Genomic DNA, 22,969 nt, shown 5'->3' on the forward strand with positions numbered 1-22,969 from the left:
TTACGTGAATGTGAAGGGCGACTATGTCAAGGCGTTCTGGAACATCGTGAACTGGGCTGATGTGTCGGCTCGTTTCGAGGCTGCCCGTAAGGGTGCTGCTGCGTTGATCGTCCCGGGCAAGTAACACCCCCGCAAGAAAAAGCGTAAGCCTCCTCACATCCAACGCCCAAGTGGCGTAGGGTGGAGGCATCGCGTTTTGCGTGTCTTGCGGCAGCTGCCGCAAGACACGCAACAACCCGGTCAGCCCCAGCGCTGACGACACAACGGAGTGTCCAATTTTTTCCAAGCCACTCCGTTTTGCGTCCCAAACCCCGGGGCCATTCTTTCGCGGCAGTGGCAACATCACTCTGTCAAGGAGAAATACACGTGACTACCCGTGTTGGCATTAATGGTTTCGGACGCATCGGTCGCAATTTCCTGCGAGCCACCCTTGCAAGCGGCGCAGACATCGAGATCGTCGCGGTAAACGACCTCGGTTCGATCAGCGACCTGGCCATGCTCATCAAGTACGACTCGGTCATGGGCCGCCTAGCCGAAGACGTGAGCGTCGACGGCGCCTACCTCGTGGTAGGAAAAAAGCGCATCAAGTTCCTCTCGCAGAAGGACCCGGCACACCTTGGCTGGGGCGAGCTGGGCGTAGATATCGTGATCGAGTCCACCGGACTGTTCACCAAGGCCTCCGACGCCGAGAAGCACTTGCAGGCCGGCGCCAAGAAGGTCATCATCTCAGCCCCCGGTTCCAAGGAAGACATCACCGTCGTGATGGGCGTGAACCACGAGAAGTACGAAGCGGACAAGCACCACATCATCTCCAACGCCTCTTGCACCACCAACTGCCTGGGCCCGGTGGCCAAGGTGCTCAACGACCAGTTCGGCATCGTCGACGGCCTGATGACCACCATCCACGCGTACACAGCCGACCAGCACCTGCAAGATTCCCCGCACAAGAAGGACCAGCGCCGTGCCCGCGCCGCTGCCCTGAACATGATCCCGACCTCCACCGGTGCCGCCAAGGCCATCGGCCTGGTGCTGCCCGAGCTCAAGGGCAAGCTCAACGGCTATGCCATGCGCGTGCCGGTACCGACCGGCTCGGCAACGGACCTCACCGTGAACCTGGCCTGTGAGGCCACCGTCGAGGAAATCAACGCAGCCTTCAAGAAGGCCGCCGAGGAAGGACCGCTCAAGGGCTTCCTGAAGTACTCGGAGGACCCGCTGGTCTCCACCGACATCGTCCACGACGCGCACTCGGCGATCTTCGATGCAGGGCTCACCACCGTCATCGGCACCACCGCGAAGGTCGTCGCCTGGTACGACAACGAGTGGGGATACTCCTCGCGACTGGTCGACCTCGCCGAATATGTCGGCGCACGGCTCGGCTAGTCCCACAGACTCCGATAGCCTAGTCACATGACTTCCCACACTCTCGACGAATTGATCGCCGATGGTGTCCTTGGGCGGCACGTTCTGGTCCGCAGTGACCTGAACGTGCCGCTTGATGGCCTCACCGTCACCGACGATGGGCGTGTACGCGCCTCCATCCCCGTGGTGCAGAAGCTGGCTGATGCCGGCGCCCGCGTCATTGTCATGGCACATCTGGGCCGCCCCAAGGGCGAACCCGATCCCCAATACTCGATCGCCCCGGCGGCCAACCGGCTGGCGGAGCTCTCGGACCTCGAGGTGAGCATCGCAAGCGACGTCGTGGGTCCCTCGGCGCAAAAGCTTGCCGCCGAAATGGACGACGGCACCGTGCTGGTGCTGGAAAACGTGCGTTTCGATGCCCGCGAAACCTCGAAGGACGACGCGCAGCGCGCCGAATTCGCTTCCGAGCTGGCCGCGCTGACCGGTGAGAACGGTGCGTACGTCAATGACGCCTTCGGTGCGGTGCACCGAAAGCACGCCTCGGTTTTCGACATCGCCTCCCTTTTGCCTGCCTACCAGGGCGACCTGGTCGCCACAGAGGTGAAGGTGCTCAAGACCCTCACCGGTGCCCCGAAGCGCCCCTACGTTGTCGTGCTGGGCGGCTCCAAGGTCTCGGACAAGCTTGCCGTGATCGACAACCTGCTCAACCGCGCCGACCAGTTGCTGATCGGCGGTGGCATGGCCTTCACCTTCCTCAAGGCCCAGGGCCATGAAGTCGGTGGATCGCTGCTGGAAGAAGACCAGCTCGAAACCTGCCGCGGCTACCTCAGCCGTGCCAAGGAGCTGGGCTGCGACATCGTGCTGCCCACCGACGTCGTGGTGGCCTCCAAGTTCGGGGCCGACGCCGAGCATGAGGTGCGCCCCGCGAACGACATCACCGGAGGGCGTTTCGGCGACACCGGCCTGGGCCTGGACATCGGCCCCGACTCCGCGGAAAAGTTCGCCAGCTACATCCAGAGCGCCAACACGGTGTTCTGGAACGGCCCGATGGGCGTCTTCGAGATCCCGGCCTTCGCCGGAGGCACCCGTGCGGTAGCCACCGCACTTGCCGAATCCGAGGTCTTCAGCGTCGTTGGCGGCGGGGATTCTGCAGCCGCCGTGCGCACCCTGGGCTTCATTGACGCCGACTTCTCACATATTTCCACCGGAGGAGGTGCCTCCCTCGAGTACCTCGAGGGCAAGGAACTTCCCGGCCTGACCGCCTTGGAGGCACGTTCGTGACCACATCCACCAACGGAAAATTCAACAGGAAGCCGCTGATTGCCGGCAACTGGAAGATGAACATGGACCATGTCCAGGGCATCACGCTGCTGCAGAAGCTGGCCTGGACGCTGGCCGACGCCGAGCACGACTACGGCCGTGTCGAGGTGGCGGTCTTCCCGCCCTTCACCGACCTGCGCGGGGTGCAGACCCTGACCATGGCCGATGACCTGAAGGTGCGCTACGGCGCGCAGGACCTCTCGGCCCACGATTCGGGGGCATACACCGGGGAGATCTCCGGACAGTTCCTCTCCCGCCTGGGCTGTGAGTACGTGCTGGTGGGCCACAGCGAACGCCGTGCCCTGCACGGTGAGTCCAACGACTTGCTGGCCACCAAGGTCGCCGCGGCGTACCGTTATTCGATCACCCCGGTGCTTTGCGTGGGTGAGGGCCTGGAGATCCGCCAGGCCGGCACCCACGTCGAGTACACCCTCGAGCAGCTGCGTGGCTCCTTGGCCGGAATCACCAAGGAGCAGGCCGAGACACTGGTCGTGGCCTACGAACCGGTATGGGCCATCGGCACCGGCGAGGTCGCCGGGCCCGAGGACGCACAAGAGCTGTGCGCCGCGATCCGCAACGAACTCTCGAGCCTCTTCGGCATCGACGTGGCTTCCAAGGTGCGGGTGCTCTATGGAGGGTCGGTCAAGGCGGGAAACGCCGCGGCAATCCTGGCCCAGCGCGACGTCGACGGCGTGTTGGTCGGCGGGGCTGCGCTTGATGCCGCAGAGTTTGCTAACATTGTTAGGTTCGAGCACCACCTGGTGACCGACTAAACGCCATCGAGCGGATTGAAGGGCAATAGTGGACGTCATCAAGTTGATACTGCAGATCTTGCTGGGCATCACAAGCGGGCTGCTTATACTGCTGATCCTGCTGCACAAGGGCCGCGGAGGAGGCATGTCTGACATGTTCGGCGGTGGCATGACCACTTCGTTGGGCTCCTCGGGCGTCGCCGAACGCAACCTCAACCGCGTGACCGTCGTGCTCGGGATCACCTGGGCCGCCGTGATCATCGGCCTGGGCCTGGTCATGCGCTTCAGCGCCGAGTCCTAGGCCCTCCGCGCCAAAAAAGCGCGGCTTCGCATTCACCCAAACGGGAAATGCGAAGCCGCGCTTTTGCGTATGCGCGGTCCTAGAGCAGTGCGGCGGCGGCCTGGTCCATGAGCCACCAGGTGCCATGGGTGCCTGAAACACCCGATGCGGGAACGCGTTCGCGGGACACCGTATCCGCTCCCAGCACGATCCCGGCGGCGGGCGCCTTGTCTACTCCGGCAACCACGAGCCACACCGCACGTGCGGTGTTGATGGCCTCGAATGACAGCGAGACGCGCAGCGGCGGGGGCTTGGGCGAATCGTGGACAGTGAGCACGTTGACCCCGGTGGCCGCGGCGCCGACGTGATCCGGGAACAATGAGGCAACGTGGGAGTCCGGGCCCATGCCCAGCATCAGCACGTCGAAGATCGGCAGGGACACCGAACCTTCGTGGCTGGCCTCCTCGGCCAGCAGCTGCGCATAGCCCGCGGCGGCTTCCTCGGGCGTGGCGTATTGGTCACTCGAACCCATCGGGTGCACACGGCCACGGTCAAGCCCGTGGCCATCGAGCACCGAGAGCAGCACCTCGGCCTGGACCGCGTTGCGCTCGGGGGAATCCGCGGCGAGAAAGCGCTCGTCCCCCCAGTAGATGTTCACCCTCGACCAGTCAACGGAGCCCACTGCGGGGCAGAGCGCGACCTGCTTCAGGGACGCGATGCCCAAGGTGCCGCCGGTGAGCACGATGCTCGCTTGGCCGCGGGCCGCCTGGGCGTCAAGGACCGCGGTGATGAGCCGGGCGGCGATCGCCGCCGCGGTGGCGGGCAAATCGGGGTGGATGACGACGTGTCGCTTAGCGTTCACTGGCACGGATGCTCCTTAGGTTGGTCCGCTTCAGGCCCTCGCGCACGACTTCGCCGAAGACCTCGTCGGGATCAAGCCGGCGCATCTCCTCGGAAAGGCAGTCGGATACGGGGCGCTGGGGCAACGAGATCAATTGGGCCTTCTGGCCCGGCTGGTACAACTCAGCAACATCCCCCGGCGGACGGGAAAGCTCGACGTCCCCCTCTTCGCGGGCAAAGCGCACCGAACGCACTCCGGTGCCCTCGGGGGAGGATGCCAAGGTCACCGGGATCTGAAGGCACAGGCGCAGCCATGCGGCCAGTAGCACGGTGGAGGGTGAATCGACGGCGCCGGTGACGGTCACGGAGGTCAGGCTGCCGGGGTCCAGCTGGTCCAGTACCGAGGCCAGTTGGGCGCGCCACAAGGTCAGCCGGGTCCAGGCCAGATCGGTGTCCCCGGCCTTGTAGGACTTGGCCAGGGAGAACAGCGCTTTGCGAGGGTCTTTCTCCGCCCCGGAATCGGTGATGCGCCGGTGTGCGATCTTCCCCAGCGGGGTGTTCGCCGCGTCCTTGGGCACCCCGTGCGGCCACCAGGCAACGATCGGGGCATCTGGCAGCAGCAACCCGGAGACCAGGGACTCGTCAACGTGAGCGTCGGGCCCGAAAGTGCGCAGCACGATGACCTCGGCGGCCCCGGCATCCCCGCCGAGGCGGATCTCCGCATCCAGCCGGGTATCCCCGGTGACGGCGCCCTTGACGATGACGACGATGCGGCACGGATGTTCCCTGCTCGCCAGGGAGGCTGCGTCGATGGCTGCTTCCTCGAAGCCGGCCCGGGTGATCACCAAAAGCGTGAGCACCCGTGAGAGTGCCACAGCGCCGCCCTCGCGGCGCATGGTGACCAGCTGCTTGGAGATCTTCGAGGTGGTGGTGTCCTTCAGCTCGGTAATCATGGGCGGCGCCATGTCCTTCCGTCGCGGGCCATCAATTCGTCGGCGGACCCCGGGCCCCAGGATCCGGGGGCGTAGGGTTCCGGCTGCTCGGGCAACGCTGCCCAGTGTTCCTCGAACGGGTCAAGGATGCGCCAGGACTGTTCGACCTCTTCGTGCCGGGGGAACAGCGGCGGCTCGCCCAGCAGCACGTCCAGGATCAGCCGCTCGTAGGCCTCGGGGGAGGACTCGGTGAACGCGTGGCCGTAGCCGAAGTCCATTGTTACGTCGCGCACCTCCGAAGCGGTGCCCGGGACCTTGGAGCCGAAGCGGATGGTCACGCCCTCGTCGGGCTGGACCCTGATGACGATGGCGTTCTGCCCGAACGCGTCGTCGCTGTGGTCGCGGAAGAGCAGGTTCGGGGCGCGCTTGAACACCACGGCGATCTCGGTGACACGGCGGCCCAGGCGCTTGCCGGCGCGCAGGTAGAACGGGGCGCCGGCCCAACGGCGGGTGTTGATCTCCAGCTTGATCGCCGCATACGTCTCGGTCTTCGAAGCCGGGTTGAAGCCTTCCTCGTCCAGGAAGCCGGTGACCTTTTCCCCACCCTGCCACCCGGAGGTGTACTGGCCGCGGGCGCTGGCCGATTCCAGGTCCTCGGGCAGTCGCACGGCGGCGAGGACCTTTTCCTTCTCGCTGCGCAAGTGGTCGGCGTTGAAGCTGATCGGCTCTTCCATCGCGGTCAGCGCCAGCAGCTGCAGCAAGTGGTTCTGGATGACGTCGCGGGCCGCGCCCACACCGTCGTAGTAGCCGGCGCGTCCGCCGATGCCGATGTCCTCGGCCATGGTGATCTGCACGTGGTCCACGTACTTGGAGTTCCACAGCGGCTCGAAGAGCTGGTTGGCGAAGCGCAGCGCCAAAAGGTTCTGCACCGTCTCCTTGCCCAAATAGTGGTCGATGCGGAACACCGCGTCGGGCGGGAACACCGATTCGACGATCGTGTTCAGTTCGCGCGCAGAAGCAAGGTCGTGCCCGAACGGCTTCTCGATGACAACCCGCGACCAGCCGGCATCATCGGAGTCGTCGTTGGCCAGCCCGTGCTTGGATAGCTGCTGGCAGACGGTCTCGAAGGAGTTCGGCGGGATGGAGAGGTAGAAGGCGTGGTTCTTGTGGGTGCCGCGAAGCCTGGCCAGCTCGTCGAGCGTCTCGCGCAGCGAGATGAACGCATCGTCGTCCTCGAACCCGCCGGAGATGAACCTGAACCCGCTGGCCAGCTGCTCCCAGACCGTCTCGTTGAACGCGGTGCGGGCGTTGGCCTGGACCCAGGCCTTGGCCTCGGCGGCGAACCGGGCATCGTCCCAGTCGCGGCGCCCGAAGCCGAGCACGGCGAAGTTCGGGGGAAGCAGCCCCCGGTTGGCCAGGTCGTAGACCGCTGGCATGAGCTTCTTGCGTGCCAGGTCCCCGGTGATACCGAAGAACACCAGCGCGGAAGGCCCGGCGATCTTCTCCAGGCGGCGGTCCCGCCTATCGCGCAGTGGATTGGTGTGCCCGGGCACCGGGTGCCGGGAAGAATCTTGCATCAAGGAAAGTGGGCCTTCAACTGTTGGAGGAAACCGATGGTCGGTGCACCGGGTGCCACGGCACCCGGTGCACCCGGAATGATGCGTTTGTGGAAGGGGATCAGGCCTGGGCCAGATCCCTCACCAGCTTATCGAACTGCCTTGCGCCGGCTTCCTTGTCGGTGAAGTGCAGGCGCAGCACGGGCCGACCCAGGTTGGCCAGGACGGCGGCATCCCCGCTGGCCTGCGCCGCCAGCAGCTCCCCGAAGGTGAAGGGACGATCCGGGATGGAGAGGTCCATTGAGGATTCGGCGGTGAACTGCAGGTAGGCGCCAACGCGCGGGCCGCCCTTGTGGAACTGCCCGGTGGAGTGCAGGAAGCGCGGGCCCCAGCCAAAGGTCACCGGACGACCGGTTGCCGCCGCAAGGGCCGGCCGGATCGATTCCATCGACGAGTCGGCATGGCGGTCGAGGTAGGCCTGGATTCCCAGGTACCCGTCCTGTGGCAACGCTGCGAGCAATGCCGACAGTGCGCCGGCGACGGTCTCGACGCCCTCAAGGAGCCCCTCGGATCCGCGGACCTCGATGGCACCCTCGCTGAGCACCGGGGGAACCGTTTCCGGAGTGGAATCGAGCAGCGAGCGCGCGGCGACCTTGGCGGCCTCCACGTCGGGCTGGTCGAAGGGATCGATGCCCAAAATCCGCCCGGCGATCACCGTTGCGTACTCCCAGAGCAGCATCTGTGCGCCCAGCGCGCCGGAGACCGCCACGGCCGAGGCCTTGGCGTCGATGTCCGCATCGGTGAGCAACCCGGTGTCGGCGACCAGACGCACCTGCAGGAAGTCGGGGGCTTCGCTGCTGGTTTCCGGGGCCCGGTCCTCGACCACGACGGGCAACAGCCCGGTTTCGGCCTTGCCGGTGGATTCGGCGATGAGCTGTTCGGCCCAGTCGGCGAACCCGGCCATCCCGGAGCCTTCGTCGGCGAAGATCAACTTGTCGCGCAGCGGCACCGTGGCCGCCAGCGCTGCCGCCAGTGACAGGGCGATGTTGTCTTCATCGTCCTCGGCCAGGAACTGTGCAGCGGCGGACGCGTCGTCAAGGAATGCCTCGATGTCCACCCCGGCCAGGCCGGAGGGGACAAGGCCGAACGCGGTCAGGGCCGAGTAGCGCCCGCCCACCGAGGGATCGGCGTTGAACACCGCCCGGTAGCCGGCCTTGCGGCTGGCCTCGTCCATCGGGGAACCGGGGTCGGTGACCACGATGATGCGCGTTGCCGCGTCCAGGCCGGCATCGGAAAACGCCTGCTCGAAGACGCGGCGCTGGGAGTCGGTCTCGATAGTGGAACCCGACTTCGAGGAGACCACCAGTGCGGTGGTGGCCAGGCGGTCGGTGAGGATATTGGCGACCGTTTCGGGATCGGTGGAATCGCAGACCACAAGCTCGACGTTGTTGGTTGCGCAGATGACCTCGGGGGCCAGGGAAGAACCGCCCATGCCGGCCAGCACGATGCGGTTTACGCCCTCGGCGCGCAATCCATCGCGCAGGGCGAGGATCTGCGGAACCAGTGAGCGCGAATTCTCGGCGGCATCCACCCAACCGAGTCGGACGGCTGCCTCCGCACGGGCCGATTCGACCCACACAGTGGTGTCCTTCGCGGCAATGCGGCTGGCGACAGAATCTGCCACCAACGCCGGCACATGCGCCTCGATGGCCGCTTGCGCGGCACCGGTGGCGATGAAACCCAGGGAGCTCATTAGTTGTTGCCTGCCTTCTTCAGCGATGCATCCAGGTCGGTGAGCAGCTCGGTCCAGGCGGTCGCGAACTTTTCCAGGCCCTCGGTCTCGAGCTTCGCAACGACCTCGTTGTAGCTCACTCCTTGGGCGGCGAGCTCGTCAAGGACCGCGTTGGACTGCTCATAGGTCCCGCTGACCGCGTCTCCGGTGATTTCGGCGTGGTCGGCAGTGGCGTTGAGTGTCTTCTCCGGCATGGTGTTCACGGTGTTCGGTGCACACAGCTCGGTGACGTAGAGGGTGTCCGGAAGGTTCGGGTCTTTCACGCCGGTGGAGGCCCACAGCGGGCGCTGCGCGCTGGCTCCGGCTGCGGCAAGAAGCTTCCAGCGCTCGGAAGTGAAGGATTCCTCGTAGACCTGGTAGGCCAGGCGGGCGTTGGCCAATCCGGCCTTGCCCCGCAATGCCAATGCCGCGTCGGTGCCGATGGCGTCCAGCTGTGCATCGACCTCGGTGTCCACGCGGGAGACGAAGAACGAGGCCACCGAGTGCAGCTTGGAGATATCGTGGCCGTTGGCCTTGGCGCCCTCCAGCCCGGTGAGGAAGGCATTGATGACCGCGCGGTAGCGCTCCAGGGAAAAGATCAGCGTGACGTTCACGCTGATGCCGGCCGCCAAGGTCTCGGCGATGGCCTCCAGCCCCTCAACGGTGGCCGGGATCTTGATCAGCACGTTCTCGCGGTTCACCAGATCCGCGAGGACCTTGGCCTCGGCGATGGTTTCCGCGGTCTTGCGGGCCAGACGCGGGTCGACTTCGATCGAGACGCGCCCATCGGCGCCGTTGGACGCGGCGTGGATCGGTGCGAACAGGTCGCAGGCGGCCGCGACGTCGTCGCTGGTGATCTTGAAGACCGCTTCCTGCGCGTCCATGCCGGCAGCGGCCAGCTCGGAGACCTGGGCCGCGTAGGACCGTCCGTCGGAGAGCGCTGCGTGGAAGATTGAGGGGTTGGTGGTGACACCGACGACGTTGGATTCCTTGATCAGGGTTTCGAGGGATCCTGAGGTCAGGCGTTCGCGGGAAAGGTCGTCAAGCCAGATCGAGACGCCGGCATCGGAAAGTGCCTGGGTGTTTGCGTTGCTCATAAGTGAGGCTCCTTTGGCAGTAAGGGAAAGGGGGAAGTTACTTGGCTGCGGAGATCGAATCGAGCGCCGCGGCGGTGATCGCCTCGGTGGTGATCCCGAATTCGGAAAACAGGCGCTTGTAGTCGGCGGAGGCACCGAAGTGGTCTAGGGAGATGATCGCTCCCGCATCCCCGACCAGCTCCCGCCAGCCCTGGGCCACGCCGGCCTCGACCGAGACGCGTGCCTTCACCGATGCTGGAAGGACCGATTCGCGGTAGGCGGCGTCCTGCGCGTTGAACCATTCCAGGCAGGGAACGGACACTACGCGTGCGCCGATGCCCTTTTCCTGCAATGCAGTGCGGGCCTCGATGGCCAGGGAAACCTCGGAGCCGGTTGCCAACAAGAGGACCTCGGGGGCGACGACTTTGCCGTTGGCGGTGGCATCAGCCAGCACGTAGGCACCCTTGGCAACGCCGTCGGCGCCACCGAATCCGACTTCGCTGCGGTCGTAGACCGGCAGGTTCTGCCTCGACAGGACGATGCCTGCCGGGTTGGAGGTGGTTTCCAGGATCTTCTTCCACGCGTAGGAGACCTCGTTGGCATCTGCCGGACGAACCACATCGAGGTTCGGGATGGCCCGCAACGACGCGAGTTGTTCGACCGGCTGGTGCGTCGGGCCGTCTTCGCCCAAGCCGATGGAGTCGTGCGTCCACACGTAGATGGAGGGCACGCCCATCAACGCCGAGAGGCGGATGGCCGGGCGCTGGTAGTCGGAGAAGATCAGGAAGGTGCCGGAGAAGGCGCGGGTCGGGGACGCCAGCGTGATGCCGTTGACGATCGAGGCTGCCGCGTGTTCGCGGATGCCGAAGTGCAGCACCCGTCCGTACGGGTTGCCGGTCCATGAGTCGGTGGAGCGCGATGATGGAATGAAGGACTCGGCGGACTCGATCGTGGTGTTGTTCGAGCCGGCCAGGTCGGCCGATCCGCCCCAGAGCTCGGGCAGCACGTCGGCGACGGCATTAATGACCTTGCCGGAGGCCGCACGGGTGGCGATGTCCTTGCCCGGTTCGAAGACCGGGAGGTTCTGATCCCAGCCGGCGGGCAGCTCGCCCGATTCCAGGCGGTGCAGCAAGGCGGCGTTCCCCGGGTTGGCCGAGGACCAGGCGTCGAAGCCTTCCTGCCACGCCTTGTGGTCCGCAGTACCGCGTACCTGTACCTCGCGGGCGTGGTCAAGGACCTCATCGGCGATGGCGAAGGATTTGGCCGGGTCGAAGTCCAGGGTCTTCTTCAGTCCGGCGACCTCGTCGGTGCCGAGCTTGGAACCGTGGATCGCTCCGGTGTCCGCCTTGGTCGGGGCGGGCCAGCCGATGATGGTGCGCAAGGAGATGATCGAGGGGCGGGCCGTCTCGGCCTTGGCGGAGCGCAGTGCGGCGTCAAGCTCGGCCAAGTCCTCGACGTAGTTCCCGGTCTTGGTCCAGTCCACGCGCTGGGTGTGCCAGCCGTAGGCGTCGTAGCGGCCCAGCACGTTTTCGGTGAACGCGACGTCGGTGTCGTCCTCGATGGAGATGTGGTTCTCGTCGTAGACCACTACGAGGTTGCCCAGTTCCTGGTGTCCGGCAAGCGAGGACGCCTCGGAGGTGACGCCTTCCTGCAGGTCGCCGTCGGAGGCGATGACCCAGATCGTGTGGTCGAAGGGGCTGGTGCCCGCGGCGGCGTCTGCGTCGAGCATCCCGCGCATGCGGCGCTGGGCGTAGGCGAAGCCGACAGCGGAGGCCAGTCCCTGGCCCAGCGGACCGGTGGTGATTTCCACCCCGGCGGTGTGGCCGAATTCGGGGTGTCCGGGCGTCTGGGAGCCCCAGGTGCGCAGGGATTCGAGGTCGTCCATTTCCAGGCCGTAGCCGGAGAGGAAGAGCTGGAGGTAAAGGGTCAGCGAGGTGTGCCCGGGGGAGAGGACAAACCTGTCGCGGCCGATCCAGGTCGGATCGCTGGGGTCGTGGCGCAGATGCTGCTGGAAGAGCAGGTAAGCGGCCGGCGCAAGCGACATCGCCGTTCCGGGGTGGCCGTTGCCCACTTTTTCGACGGCATCGGCGGCGAGTACGCGAGTGGTGTCTACGGCTCGCTGGTCGAGATCGGTCCAGGTGAATTCGCTGGTGTCTGCTAGTGGCGCCACGATGTGGGTCCTCCCTGTACGGTGTGCAATTAACGTCATGTGGTTGCGCAGCGTCTCGCCCTGTAAGCACAACGCCGCCGTCCTGACCGGTGGTTCACTGGGCAGTTTAGGCGGCGGCGCAACGCCTCCAGCTTAGCGCCCTTGGGGTGGAAAGTGTCCGTTTGAGACCACTTGTTGAGGCATGGCGAAAACATTGCCGCAGCAAGGCACGGGGTCGCAGTGTTCGACCACATAGCGGACAGGCCCATTTCTACACGACGTAAAAGGGTATGCTATAAGGTGACTGTCCTTATTAACCCCGTAGAAACTGAGTAAATGTCTGTGAAGACCGTGTCCGTTGACTCCGCAACGAGGGCCCGTGCAGCTCGTCAGCCGAATGAATCGGCCGGCGACTTCCTTTCGCGAAAGACCAAGGCCTATCTGGCCCTGACCAAACCCCGGGTGATCGAGCTGTTGCTCGTGACGACGTTGCCGACGATGATGTTTGCCGAACGCGGGTTCCCCTCGATTTCATTGGTGCTGGCCACCCTGCTCGGCGGGGCCATGGCGGCAGGGGCCTCGGGCTCCTTCAACTGCTACATCGACCGTGACATGGACAAGGTGATGAAACGCACCAAGGGCCGTCCGCTGGTCACCGGCGAGGTGACCGAACGCGAGGCGTTGGTCTTCTCGTGGGTCCTGGCTATTGCCTCGCTTCTGGTTCTCTGGTTCGGGACGAACCCGCTGACCACGTTGCTGGGCCTAGCCGCGATCCTCTTCTACGTCGTGCTCTACACGCTGATCCTCAAGCGCCGCACGGCGCAGAACATCGTCTGGGGCGGGATCGCTGGCTGCATGCCGGTGTTGATCGCCTGGGCCGCGGTGACCAACAAGATTGAATGGCCCGCCATCATCTTGTTCCTCATCATCTTCCTATGGACCCCGCCGCACTACTGGCCGCTGTCCATGAAGTACGCCGATGATTACAACGCTGCCCACGTGCCGATGCTTGGTGCGATCTCCACCGCGCGCTCGGTCTCGGTTCAGGTTGTCCTCTACGCATGGGCAACGCTGGCTTGCTCCTTGCTGCTGGTGCCGATGGGATACGCAGGCATCGTCTACACGGTCATCGCCGGTGTCTCCGGCCTCTGGTTCGTCTACGAGTGCCACGTGCTTTACCGCGAGGCCCAGCGTGACCACGATCCGGCCCACATGAACAAGAAGGCCATGAAGGTCTTCCACATCTCGATCACCTATCTCACGCTCGTCTTCGTGGCGTTGGCCATCGACCCGTTCGTCGGTGGACCGCTCTTCGGCTAGGAACAAGGCGCCAGCGCAAGCAAAACAAGCAAAGCGGCTCGACCAGGGAAACCTGGGCGGGCCGCTTTCTTGTTGCCCGGACGGCGGCGCCTGCTCGCCCGATGGGTCTGCGGACTGTCCACCGGCCTGTTGCGGCCCCGTACCTCGCCCATGCGGTCACTAGCCCGGGCAGCCTTGCTGTCCTACAGGAGGGCAGCGGACCCATTGTTCTGGCATAAAAACGGGGGCCTTCCCGCACATGCGGTCACTAGCCCGGGCAGCCTTGCTGTCCTACAGGAGGGCAGCGGACCCATTGTTCTGGCATAAAAACGGGGGCCTTCCCGCACATGCGGGAAGGCCCCCGTTCGAAGGGTCGTGTGTTGGCTAGAACGGGAACTTCGCCGTGGCGCGGTCCCAGACGTTTACGGCCGCTGCGGCCAGCAGGGAAGCCCCTAGCATGTGCAGCAACACCAGGATGATCGGCAGGCCGGTGAAGTGCTGGACATAGCCGATGACACCTTGGAGCAGGACCACGGCAGTCATCATCAGCAACGGCATGCGCAGTTTCGCATCGGAGGAATGGCGAAGCGCCAGAACCAGGGCCACGACGGTTGCGATCACCAGCAGGTACACCGGCGCCACGTGGATGCGCGTGACGATGTATGGATCGAACATATGGCGCGGGGCATCGGCATCCCCGGCGTGCGGACCGGTTCCGGTGACCATGGTGCCCAGGATCAAGGCAATGGATGAAGCGATGAAGATCGTCCACGCCAGGGAGCGTTGGGTGGCACCTGCCGGGGTGCCCAGCAAGGTTTCCCCGCGGCGCAGGGCCCCGGTGCGGTTGACCAGCAGGACCGCTGCCATCACCAGTGCGGCGGAGACCAGGAAGTGCAGGGAAACGACCCACGGGTTGAGCTTGGACCAGACGGTGATGCCGCCGATGACCGCCTGGGCGGGAATGACGGCCAGCAGTGCGATCGAAAGCCTGTAGATGGTCTTGTGTGTGGAGCGCATTTTCCAGATCGAGACGATCATCGCCACCGCAATGACCGCCAGCACGAAGGTCAGGGTGCGGTTGCCGAATTCGATAAGGCCGTGGATGCCCTGTTCGGGAACCGGTGTCATGGATCCGGGTACGCAATTGGGCCACTGCGAGCAGCCGAGCCCCGACTTGGTCAGCCGGACGGCGCCACCGGTGATGATGATGCCGATCTGGGATACCAAGGCGGCGATTGCCAAGCGGTGAACCGTGTTGTTCACGGTGGTGGGTAACTTGTCCGTCCAGCTTTTGGCGGTGGGGGAGACGGTGCTCATGATGTTGTGCTCCAGGATTCTAGTTCCACTTGAACCAGCGGGTTGCGGCAAAGCCGGCAATAAGTGTCCATGCCAGCAGTATCAGTAAGGCGGGGCCGGACACGGTCCCGGAAATGAGGGTTTCACGCAGTGAATCACCCAATGCCGCCGATGGCAGCAGGTTGATGACAGGGTGCAGGAACTCGGGGGTGCTGGCGGCGGGGAAAAGGACTCCTCCTGCTCCGGCCAGCAACACCCAAGCCAGGTTGGTGATGGCCAGGGTTGCCTCCGGACGGACGGTGCCGGCGATCAGCAAGCCCAGGGCGGTGAACGAGGCGGCCCCGAGGACTAGGAAGGCAACAGCCCAGGGAATACCAGCACCGGCGGGCTTCCAGCCCAGCAGCAGGGCCACGCCGCCAATGACGATGACCTGCATCGCCAGGACCGAGAGCACGGCAAGGACCTTGCCGTAAATCAGTCCGGTGCGGCCCAGCGGAGTGGTCGAAAGCAGGCGCATGACTCCATAACGGCGGTCGAAGCCGGTGGCGATTCCCTGTCCGGTGAATGCGGTAGAGACCACGCACAGGGCAAGCACCCCGGGAGTCGCCGCATCGATGGGTCTCTCGGCGACGTCCTTGAGCAGGTCGGTGAAGACCAGGCCGAAGAGCGCCATTATGGGCAGGACCACGGCAATGACAAGCTGTTCGCCGTTGCGGATCATCGCCAGGGTCTCGTAGCGCCCTTGCAGCGCGATGCGCCGCAAGGTTCCCACGGCGTTCGATGTCTCGGTGGACGGCAGTGTATTAGTTGGCATCGTTTCCCTTGTCCGCAATTTCCAGGAACACATCTTCAAGGCTGCGTGGTTGCATGGTCAGCGAGTTGGGCAGTATGCCTCGCTCCGCCCACCAGGAAGTCAGGGCCGTCAGGTCGTGGGCATCGCGCACGCCTTCAAGTCGGTAGTGGCCCGGCGAGGGCTCCACCAGCAGCAGGTGCCCGGGCAGACGCGGCATCTCCATTTGGGCGGCGGCGGTGAAGGACAGTGCCTGGGCGGCGGAGTCGTGTGCCGCGCGCGCCGTCAGCGCGGCAACGGTTCCTTCGGCGACGTTCTTGCCGTCGTCGATGATGTACACGTAGTCCGAGAGGCGTTGGGCGTCTTCCATCAGGTGCGTGGTGAGCACGATGCACAGCCCGGCTCCACGTAGTTCGGTGATCAAGTCGAAGACGACTTGCCGGGACTGCGGGTCCAGCCCGGCGCTGGGTTCGTCGAGGAAGACGACCTCGGGGTTTCCGGCTAGGGCTGCGGCCAGGGCCACGCGCTGTTTCTGCCCGCCGGAAAGCCGACGGATCGAGGTGGTGGAAAATTCGTCGATGCCCAGGCGGTCGATCAGGGAGTTGATGTCGGCCGGGCGCCGGTAGAGGGAAGCGACATGGCGCAGTAATGCGATGGGACGCAACGAGGGAGGAAGCCCGCCGTCCTGGAGCATCACGCCGACTCGTGATCGAAGGGCAGGGGAAGCGCCGTAGGGATCCTTGCCGAGCAGGCGGGTGGTTCCGCCATCGGGGCGCAAAAGCCCCTGGGCGCAGGCGAGGGTGGTTGACTTTCCCGCTCCGTTGGAACCCAGCAGCGTGGTGACGGCGCCGGGGTTGGCCTTGAGGCTGATGCCGTTCAGCACGCGCACCATCCGTCCGTCTAGGGCCGGAACGGGACCGAAATCTTTGAGCAGGTCTTCGATGACGAGACTTGGGGACACATTGGACACCCCGCCATTCTATGTCAGGTGGAAGCGAGCCAGGCAGTGGTGTGGCGTCCGTCTCCTTGGTGGCTGCTCGGGCGCCTGATACCGGGACCGAGTCGGTGGCGCCGTCTCAGGCGGGGGCAACCTGGCAGGGGTGAGGCGTGGCCCGTGGCTTTGCGGCCAGGACCGCGATGGAGGGATCGAGCGGCGAGGCGATTCATGCCGCCGGTCCGGCGAACCCGCAGGGAGGCTTGTCTGCAGCAGGAACCGCGAACGGGTGCAAGCCGCGTATGCGGGTCATGGGCGGCGGCTGGTTATCCGGTCCGTATGCCCTGGAGGTTCGCGTCCTTCATGTGGCACTGGTGCTGGTTCATCAATTGGTGTTTCCGTGTTTGGTGAGACCGGGTGGTTCGGCGCGCCGATCGAAATCCGTGTACCTCCCGCCCGCAACAGGCAGGGATATTTGCGCTGGGGTTGGGTAGAGTTGGACGTATGTCAATGGCACGGAAGAACGCAAGCATCGGCAAGGCTGCAATCTTCTTCGCCGTGTTGACTGCGTTGGCGTTCATCAGCGGGAGCATCGCGCCGCTTTGGAGGATCTTCGGCTTCGCTCTGGCGCTCATCACCGTAGTGCTGGCGTTGCGTTGGTGGATCAGCATTCGAACCGTCCGCCACCGGTGAGCAATCGAAGTACGTCCGCCAACGTGGCGTGCATCACCTTGGGGGCCGGGCGCGAGGGTGGTCGCGGGATTTCGCTGTCCGCGAGGTAAGTAATGCCTTACTAGACGGGCGGCTTCTATTAGCGCATGCTTGTGTTGTGTATTCATCGAAAAAGTCCGTGCCGGTAGGCGATGTGCCGGCGCGCAACGTTCCCGCGACAGGGGAAGCCGAAGAACGCACTCGTGACCGGGTCCTGTTTTCCGTTTTGGAAGATGGGCCGGTCAGCGCCGCCGAATTGGGCGAGCGCCTTGGCTTCACCCCTGCCGCCGTTCGCCGCCACCTCGATGCGCTTTCCAAGGAAGGCCTCGTCGAGGTCAAGCTCGTGGCCAACCAGCGCACCGGCGCTGGGCGGCCCTCACGCCGCTACGTGCTTTCGCACCGCGGCCAGACCAGGATGGGCAACGACTACCTTGATATCGCCACCGAGGCACTGGCTGAACTTGGCCGTGCCGCAGGACCGGCCGCCATCGAGGCCTTTGCCGCCCGCCGCTTCGGCGAAATGGAGCGGCGCTACGCCCCGGCGCTGGCCGGGGTCGAAGGGCTGGAGCAACGTGCGGAGGTCCTGAGCGAAGCGCTCAGCGCCGACGGTTTCGTTGCTTCCACCCGCAAGGTCGGCGCAAACTCGCCGACAGCAACTATGCGCAGCGTCCAGCTGTGCCAGGGGCACTGCCCCATCCAAGAGCTGGCCAGGGAATTCCCCGTCTTTTGCGAGATGGAAACCCAGGCTTTTTCCCGTCTGCTGGGTGTCGATGTGCGAAGGCTCTCGACACTTGCCAGCGGCGGGCATGTGTGTACGACCCACATACCCGTGGGTCGGAACCAACCTCCTCAGCGCGCTGAGAAGAGAACTCGAATCAAGATCACGAAGCAGGAGAGGCCGCGATGACGGATCAGATTGCACATCAGTCCACTGACGCAGGCGTGATTACCGAGATCCTGGAGAAGAACCCAGAACTCCAGGGCATCGGTAATTACGAGTACGGATGGAGTGACAAAAACGATGCGGGTGCCAACGCACGCCGTGGCATTAGCGAGGAAGTTGTCCGTAACATCTCGGAGCTCAAGAACGAGCCCCAGTGGATGCTGGATATGCGCCTCAAGGGCCTGAAGTACTTTGATCGCAAGCCCATGCCTACCTGGGGTGCAGACCTCTCGGGCATCGACTTCGACAACATCAAGTACTTCGTGCGCTCCACCGAGAAGCAGGCCACTAGCTGGGAGGACCTGCCGGACGACATCAAGAACACCTACGAGAAGCTCGGTATCCCCGAGGCTGAAAAGCAGCGCTTGGTTTCAGGGGTTGCCGCCCAGTACGAGTCCGAGGTCGTCTACCACCAGTTGCGTGAAGACCTTGAGAAGCAGGGTGTGATCTTCCTCGACACGGATACCGCGTTGAAGGAACACGAAGACATCTTCAAGGAGTACTTCGGCACGATCATCCCGGTGGGCGACAACAAGTTCGCCTCGCTAAACACCGCGACCTGGTCCGGCGGTTCCTTCGTATACGTCCCCAAGGGTGTCCACGTGGATATCCCGTTGCAGGCCTACTTCCGCATCAACACGGAAAACATGGGTCAGTTCGAGCGCACCTTGATCATTGCGGACGAGGATTCCTACGTCCACTACATCGAGGGTTGCACGGCTCCGATCTACACCTCGGACTCGTTGCACTCTGCAGTGGTGGAAATCATCGTGAAGAAGGGCGCACGCGTGCGCTACACCACGATCCAGAACTGGTCGAACAACGTGTACAACCTGGTGACCAAGCGCGCCATCTGTGAAGAGGGCGCGACCATGGAGTGGGTCGATGGAAACATCGGTTCCAAGGTCACCATGAAGTACCCGGCCGTCTACCTGGTTGGCGAGCACGCAAAGGGCGAGACCCTGTCGATCGCTTTTGCCGGTGCGGGCCAGCACCAGGACACCGGATCCAAGATGGTGCACATCGCTCCGAACACCTCCTCGAAGATCGTCTCGAAGTCGGTGGCCCGCAACGGCGGCCGCTCGGCCTACCGCGGCCTGGTCCAGGTCCGCGAAGGCGCCAAGGGTGCACGCAACTCTGTCGAGTGCGATGCATTGCTGGTTGACCAGATTTCGCGTTCCGATACCTACCCGTACATCGACGTCCGCGAGGACGACGTGACCATGGGCCACGAGGCGACGGTTTCACGCGTATCGGAAGAGCAGCTTTTCTACCTGATGAGCCGCGGCATGACCGAAGAGGAAGCCATGGGCATGATCGTGCGCGGCTTCGTCGAGCCGATTGCCCGTGAGTTGCCGATGGAATACGCCATGGAACTTAACCGCCTCATTGAACTGCAGATGGAAGGATCCGTCGGTTAATCATGACTGATACAGCAACTCACGCAACGGGCGAAAAGGCCCGCATCGGCGCCCCCAGCATTTCCGGGTTCACCGAAGAGGGCGAGAACCTCTCGCCCATGAATGCGAAGGCATCCCCGATCGGTGGCGACGCCGTCAAGGCGCATAGCCATGGCGGCGGTGCCGGGATCCCGGACTCCTCGCGAGCCGGTCGCAAGACCAGCTACAACGTTGAGGACTTCCCGGTGCTGACCGGTCGTGAAGAGGACTTCCGCTTCACCCCGCTCAAGCGCATGGGCGGTCTTCACAAAAATGAGCTCACGGGCGTAGCCCCCGAGTTGAGCGTCGCCGACGCAAATGTTTCTACCATGGAAACAGTTGCCATGTCTGACCCACGCGTGGGTTCGGCAGGCATCCCAGAGGACCGCATTTCCGCCAATGCATGGAAGTACGCAGCCGAGGCCAAGGTGCTGACCATTCCCGCCGGATCCACTGGCGAACAGGTCACCCTCACGTACACGGGCACCTCAACCGAGGCCGCCGCAAGCCACTTGGTCGTCGTCGCTGAGACCAATTCCGAATCCGTGGTCGTCATCGACCACGTCGGTTCGGCAGTGCTCGCGCAGAACATCGAATTCGATGTTCAGGAGGGCGCAAAGCTGACCGTCATCTCGTTGCAGGCTTGGAACGATGACGCGATCCACGCATCCGCGCACCTGGCAAAGGTCGGCAAGGAAGCCAAGCTCAAGCACATTGCTGTCACCTACGGTGGCAACTTGGTTCGCATGACCCCTTCGGCTCACTTCGGCGGCGAAAACGGTGAGGTCGAACTCTTCGGTCTCTACTTCGCCGATGCCGGACAGCACCTGGAGCACCGCTTGTTCGTGGACCACGCGACCGAGAACTGCAAGTCCAACGTGTTGTACAAGGGCGCCCTGCAGGGCAAGGACGCACACACCGTTTGGGTGGGCGACGTGTTGATCCGCAAGGAAGCCAAGGGGACCAACTCCTACGAGGCGAACCGCAACCTGGTTCTTTCCGAAGGCGCCCGCGCCGACTCGGTGCCGAACCTGGAGATCGAGACCGGCCTGATTGACGGTGCCGGCCACGCATCGACCACCGGACGTTTCGACGACAACCACCTCTTCTACCTGATGAGCCGCGGTATCGACGAGAAGACCGCACGCCGCTTGGTGGTGCGTGGTTTCCTGAACGAGATCGTGCAGCAGATTCGGGTTCCAGAGATCGAGGAACGCCTGGCCGAGACCATTGAGCGCGAGCTCGCGGCAACGGACAGCTAACTCGGGCTTCGCCCACCAACATCAAAAACTCCGTCGATGTTACATCGACTTCACGGAAAGAGAACGGACTCAAGGCATGTCTACTCTGGAAATCAAGGACCTGCACGTCTCCATCGAGACCGAGCAGGGCCTCAAGGAAATCCTCAAGGGTGTTTCCCTGACCATCAAAACAGGCGAAACCCACGCCATCATGGGCCCCAACGGCTCCGGCAAGTCCACCTTGGCCTCAACCATTGCCGGTCACCCGCGTTACATCGTCACCTCGGGTTCCATTTCCCTGGACGGCGCAGACGTCCTGGAAATGGCTGTCGATGAGCGTGCGCGCGCCGGACTGTTCCTGGCCATGCAGTACCCGGTCGAGATCCCGGGTGTGTCCATGACCAACTTCCTGCGCACCGCCAAGACCGCTATTGACGGGGAAGCCCCGAAGTTGCGGACCTGGACCAAGGAAGTCAAAACGGCCATGGAAGCACTGAAGATCGATGCAGAGTTCGCCTCGCGCAACGTCAACGAGGGCTTCTCCGGCGGCGAAAAGAAGCGCGTTGAGATCCTGCAGCTCGAGCTCTTCGAGCCGAAGTTCGCCGTGCTTGACGAGACCGATTCCGGTCTGGACGTCGATGCACTGAAGGTCGTCTCCGAGGGTGTCAACCGCGCCCAGGAGAAGAACGAGATGGGCACGTTGCTCATCACGCACTACACCCGCATCCTGCGTTACATCAAGCCCGACTTCGTGCACGTCTTTGTTGACGGCCGGATCGCCGAGCAGGGTGGCGCAGAGCTTGCCGACCGTCTCGAAGCCGAAGGCTACGACCGTTTCCAGAATGTTTCGGCATAGTCATGAGCGTATCCAATGAGACGACCGACGGGTCGGCGCAAGCCTCTCTTGAGGACGTTGAAGAAGCCCTCAAGGATGTCATCGACCCGGAGCTCGGGGTCAACATCGTTGACTTGGGCCTGCTCTACGGACTGAAGTATGCCGAAGACGGCGCGCTACTCGTGGACATGACCCTGACCACTGCTGCTTGCCCGTTGACCGAGGTCATCGAGGAACAGGTCGGACAGGCAATGGAATCCGTCGTTGATTCCTACCGCCTGAACTGGGTCTGGATGCCGCCATGGGGTCCTGAGCGGATCACCGACGATGGCCGCGACCAGATGCGGGCCCTGGGCTTCAACATCTAGTCCTGCGCACGCCCAACACGCCGGGTGCGTTTCCCCTGTTCGGGGGAGACGCACCCGGCGTCTTTAATGCCCTAACTGCCTGGCTTGTCGAGGTTGGCTGCCGAGAGCGTGCCGCACCGGTTGATGTCCCCGGTGGAATAGCCCTGCAGGAACCATGCCTGGCGCTGGGCCGAGGAACCATGGGTCCAACCCTCGGGGTTCACCTGCCCGGCGGCGGCCTGCTGGATCCTGTCGTCCCGACCGCCGAGGCAGCGAAAAGGGCTGAACGCACGTCGATCTTGCTGAACGGATCCATGAAGGTGGTGCCGTTGGCGTGTTTGGCCTTTGCCGCGTGCCCGGCCCATATCCCGGCCAGGCAGCCGCCCTGCAGCTCAACGCGCACCGAGCCGGACTTGGTGCCGGCGGTGTTCTGGACCTGGTGCCAGTACTCGTGGGCCACCCCGTACTCCTCGGCCGGGGGACCGCCGTCTGCGCCATAGAGACCGCGCAATTCGGTGAAGAAACCGGTGTCGAATTAGGCGGTGCGATCCGCCGGGCAGTGGAACGGGCCGACGGCGCTGGTTGCCGGGCCGCACGCGGTATCGACCTGTCCGCCGAAGACCTCGAGCCCTGGTTTGGCACCTACACGTCGTGTTGCGGCAGGTAATCGAGTCAGAAGCTGTGCAGTGACTGGGTGGTTGCCAGTATCCGGCAGTCGGCACGGCCGTTGGCATCGGCGCCTGTCTTTCACTCGCTGAAAGCGGCGGACCCATTGTTGGTGGTGCCTTGTTTGGTGCCGGCATCCGAGCCCAGGCCCAGCTGGGCGAGGATACCGGGTTTGTTGCCCAGCACCGCGGCGATCAACACCACGATGATTGCCCCGCCGGCAGCAATCTTTATTCGGTGGCCTCGGCCACGCGAATCCTTGTTGCGCCCGGAGTACAGACGCGCGTCGTCATTGAAGTTCATGATCTGTCAGCGGAAGTTCTAAAGTGACCATAGGCGGCGATCCCCGCTGACCACCAGCGGCAATTGGACTGACCACCAGCGGCAACGGTTTTGACCACGGACGGCAACGTCTTCCGGCCCGTTTCCTGGC

General features: G+C 64.1%; 23 protein-coding genes and 1 pseudogene. 12 read left to right on the forward strand and 12 right to left on the reverse strand.

The window, feature by feature from the left end; all coding sequences use genetic code 11:
• From ABEA12_RS15705 to secG, 5 genes are all read left to right on the forward strand, one after another.
• The coding region (locus ABEA12_RS15705; RefSeq protein ID WP_345468912.1) for a Fe-Mn family superoxide dismutase at nt 1-124 on the forward strand (124 nt) is incomplete at its 5' end.
• A gap of 242 nt (nt 125-366) precedes the next feature.
• The gene (gene gap / locus ABEA12_RS15710; RefSeq protein ID WP_210101026.1) at nt 367-1,380 is read left to right on the forward strand and encodes a type I glyceraldehyde-3-phosphate dehydrogenase; all 1,014 of its coding nucleotides are present in this window, start codon (nt 367-369) and stop codon (nt 1,378-1,380) included.
• 27 nt (nt 1,381-1,407) lie between these two features.
• Nucleotides 1,408-2,640 carry a phosphoglycerate kinase gene (locus ABEA12_RS15715; protein WP_210101025.1) on the forward strand — a complete coding sequence of 411 codons (1,233 nt, stop codon included), beginning with the start codon at nt 1,408-1,410 and terminating at the stop codon, nt 2,638-2,640.
• The gene (gene tpiA / locus ABEA12_RS15720) at nt 2,637-3,452 is read left to right on the forward strand and encodes a triose-phosphate isomerase (RefSeq protein WP_210101024.1); all 816 of its coding nucleotides are present in this window, start codon (nt 2,637-2,639) and stop codon (nt 3,450-3,452) included. The genes ABEA12_RS15715 and tpiA overlap by 4 nt, the downstream gene beginning before the upstream one ends.
• Nucleotides 3,453-3,480: 28 nt before the next feature.
• Nucleotides 3,481-3,732, forward strand: coding sequence for a preprotein translocase subunit SecG (secG, locus tag ABEA12_RS15725; protein WP_210101023.1), 252 nt, complete (start codon nt 3,481-3,483; stop codon nt 3,730-3,732).
• Nucleotides 3,733-3,811: 79 nt separating this feature from the next.
• Here secG and pgl read toward each other — a convergent pair whose 3' ends face one another.
• From pgl to tkt, 6 genes are all read right to left on the reverse strand, one after another.
• The gene (pgl, locus tag ABEA12_RS15730) at nt 3,812-4,573 is read right to left on the reverse strand and encodes a 6-phosphogluconolactonase (RefSeq protein ID WP_425571793.1); all 762 of its coding nucleotides are present in this window, start codon (nt 4,571-4,573) and stop codon (nt 3,812-3,814) included.
• Nucleotides 4,563-5,504, reverse strand: a complete 942-nt coding sequence (locus ABEA12_RS15735) for a glucose-6-phosphate dehydrogenase assembly protein OpcA (protein WP_210101021.1) — start codon at nt 5,502-5,504, stop codon at nt 4,563-4,565. Before ABEA12_RS15735 ends, pgl begins: the two co-directional genes overlap by 11 nt.
• A complete protein-coding gene (gene zwf, locus ABEA12_RS15740; protein WP_210101020.1) occupies nt 5,501-7,060 on the reverse strand; it encodes a glucose-6-phosphate dehydrogenase in 1,560 nt (519 codons plus the stop codon). The genes ABEA12_RS15735 and zwf overlap by 4 nt, the downstream gene beginning before the upstream one ends.
• A gap of 100 nt (nt 7,061-7,160) precedes the next feature.
• The gene (locus ABEA12_RS15745; protein WP_210101019.1) at nt 7,161-8,792 is read right to left on the reverse strand and encodes a glucose-6-phosphate isomerase; all 1,632 of its coding nucleotides are present in this window, start codon (nt 8,790-8,792) and stop codon (nt 7,161-7,163) included.
• Complete coding sequence (tal, locus tag ABEA12_RS15750; protein ID WP_210101018.1) at nt 8,792-9,907, reverse strand: transaldolase; 1,116 nt, start codon at nt 9,905-9,907, stop codon at nt 8,792-8,794. Before tal ends, ABEA12_RS15745 begins: the two co-directional genes overlap by 1 nt.
• Nucleotides 9,908-9,944: 37 nt before the next feature.
• The gene (tkt, locus tag ABEA12_RS15755) at nt 9,945-12,056 is read right to left on the reverse strand and encodes a transketolase (RefSeq protein ID WP_345468899.1); all 2,112 of its coding nucleotides are present in this window, start codon (nt 12,054-12,056) and stop codon (nt 9,945-9,947) included.
• A gap of 315 nt (nt 12,057-12,371) precedes the next feature.
• Between tkt and ABEA12_RS15760 the strand changes: the two genes are divergently transcribed.
• Nucleotides 12,372-13,355, forward strand: coding sequence for a heme o synthase (locus ABEA12_RS15760; RefSeq protein WP_210101016.1), 984 nt, complete (start codon nt 12,372-12,374; stop codon nt 13,353-13,355).
• A gap of 363 nt (nt 13,356-13,718) precedes the next feature.
• Here the strand turns inward: ABEA12_RS15760 and ABEA12_RS15765 are convergent, their stop codons facing one another.
• Genes ABEA12_RS15765 through ABEA12_RS15775 form a run of 3 tightly spaced genes read right to left on the reverse strand, consistent with a single transcriptional unit; the run spans nt 13,719 to nt 16,390 of the window.
• Nucleotides 13,719-14,651 (reverse strand): COX15/CtaA family protein, encoded by a 933-nt coding sequence (locus tag ABEA12_RS15765; RefSeq protein ID WP_210101015.1) that lies wholly within the window; start codon nt 14,649-14,651, stop codon nt 13,719-13,721.
• 19 nt (nt 14,652-14,670) lie between these two features.
• Nucleotides 14,671-15,444, reverse strand: coding sequence for an ABC transporter permease (locus ABEA12_RS15770; RefSeq protein WP_210101014.1), 774 nt, complete (start codon nt 15,442-15,444; stop codon nt 14,671-14,673).
• The gene (locus tag ABEA12_RS15775) at nt 15,434-16,390 is read right to left on the reverse strand and encodes an ABC transporter ATP-binding protein (RefSeq protein ID WP_210101013.1); all 957 of its coding nucleotides are present in this window, start codon (nt 16,388-16,390) and stop codon (nt 15,434-15,436) included. The genes ABEA12_RS15770 and ABEA12_RS15775 overlap by 11 nt, the downstream gene beginning before the upstream one ends.
• Nucleotides 16,391-16,864: 474 nt before the next feature.
• On the opposite strand from ABEA12_RS15775, the gene ABEA12_RS15780 reads away from it, so the two are divergent.
• The 6 genes from ABEA12_RS15780 to ABEA12_RS15805 all read left to right on the forward strand — a co-directional run bounded on the left by ABEA12_RS15780 (nt 16,865) and on the right by ABEA12_RS15805 (nt 21,891).
• Complete coding sequence (locus tag ABEA12_RS15780) at nt 16,865-17,047, forward strand: hypothetical protein (protein WP_210101012.1); 183 nt, start codon at nt 16,865-16,867, stop codon at nt 17,045-17,047.
• Between the two features lie 136 nt (nt 17,048-17,183).
• Nucleotides 17,184-17,972 carry a helix-turn-helix transcriptional regulator gene (locus ABEA12_RS15785; protein WP_210101011.1) on the forward strand — a complete coding sequence of 263 codons (789 nt, stop codon included), beginning with the start codon at nt 17,184-17,186 and terminating at the stop codon, nt 17,970-17,972.
• Nucleotides 17,969-19,429 carry a Fe-S cluster assembly protein SufB gene (gene sufB / locus ABEA12_RS15790; protein ID WP_345468903.1) on the forward strand — a complete coding sequence of 487 codons (1,461 nt, stop codon included), beginning with the start codon at nt 17,969-17,971 and terminating at the stop codon, nt 19,427-19,429. The genes ABEA12_RS15785 and sufB overlap by 4 nt, the downstream gene beginning before the upstream one ends.
• 2 nt (nt 19,430-19,431) lie before the next feature.
• Nucleotides 19,432-20,709 (forward strand): Fe-S cluster assembly protein SufD, encoded by a 1,278-nt coding sequence (sufD, locus tag ABEA12_RS15795; RefSeq protein WP_210101010.1) that lies wholly within the window; start codon nt 19,432-19,434, stop codon nt 20,707-20,709.
• 76 nt (nt 20,710-20,785) lie between these two features.
• A complete protein-coding gene (sufC, locus tag ABEA12_RS15800) occupies nt 20,786-21,544 on the forward strand; it encodes a Fe-S cluster assembly ATPase SufC (protein WP_210101009.1) in 759 nt (252 codons plus the stop codon).
• 2 nt (nt 21,545-21,546) lie between these two features.
• Complete coding sequence (locus ABEA12_RS15805; RefSeq protein WP_210101008.1) at nt 21,547-21,891, forward strand: metal-sulfur cluster assembly factor; 345 nt, start codon at nt 21,547-21,549, stop codon at nt 21,889-21,891.
• Between the two features lie 71 nt (nt 21,892-21,962).
• Here the strand turns inward: ABEA12_RS15805 and ABEA12_RS15815 are convergent.
• The 3 genes and pseudogenes from ABEA12_RS15815 to ABEA12_RS15825 all read right to left on the reverse strand — a co-directional run bounded on the left by ABEA12_RS15815 (nt 21,963) and on the right by ABEA12_RS15825 (nt 22,839).
• Nucleotides 21,963-22,330: pseudogene (locus tag ABEA12_RS15815) on the reverse strand (neutral zinc metallopeptidase).
• 75 nt (nt 22,331-22,405) lie between these two features.
• Nucleotides 22,406-22,621 carry a neutral zinc metallopeptidase gene (locus ABEA12_RS15820; RefSeq protein ID WP_345468909.1) on the reverse strand — a complete coding sequence of 72 codons (216 nt, stop codon included), beginning with the start codon at nt 22,619-22,621 and terminating at the stop codon, nt 22,406-22,408.
• Nucleotides 22,618-22,839: a hypothetical protein gene (locus ABEA12_RS15825; RefSeq protein ID WP_345468910.1), complete on the reverse strand. Its 222-nt coding sequence runs from the start codon at nt 22,837-22,839 to the stop codon at nt 22,618-22,620. Before ABEA12_RS15825 ends, ABEA12_RS15820 begins: the two co-directional genes overlap by 4 nt.
• Nucleotides 22,840-22,969: the final 130 nt, after the last annotated feature.

Source organism: Paeniglutamicibacter antarcticus, from assembly GCF_039544305.1.
Taxonomy (GTDB): Bacteria; Actinomycetota; Actinomycetes; order Actinomycetales; family Micrococcaceae; genus Paeniglutamicibacter; species Paeniglutamicibacter antarcticus_C.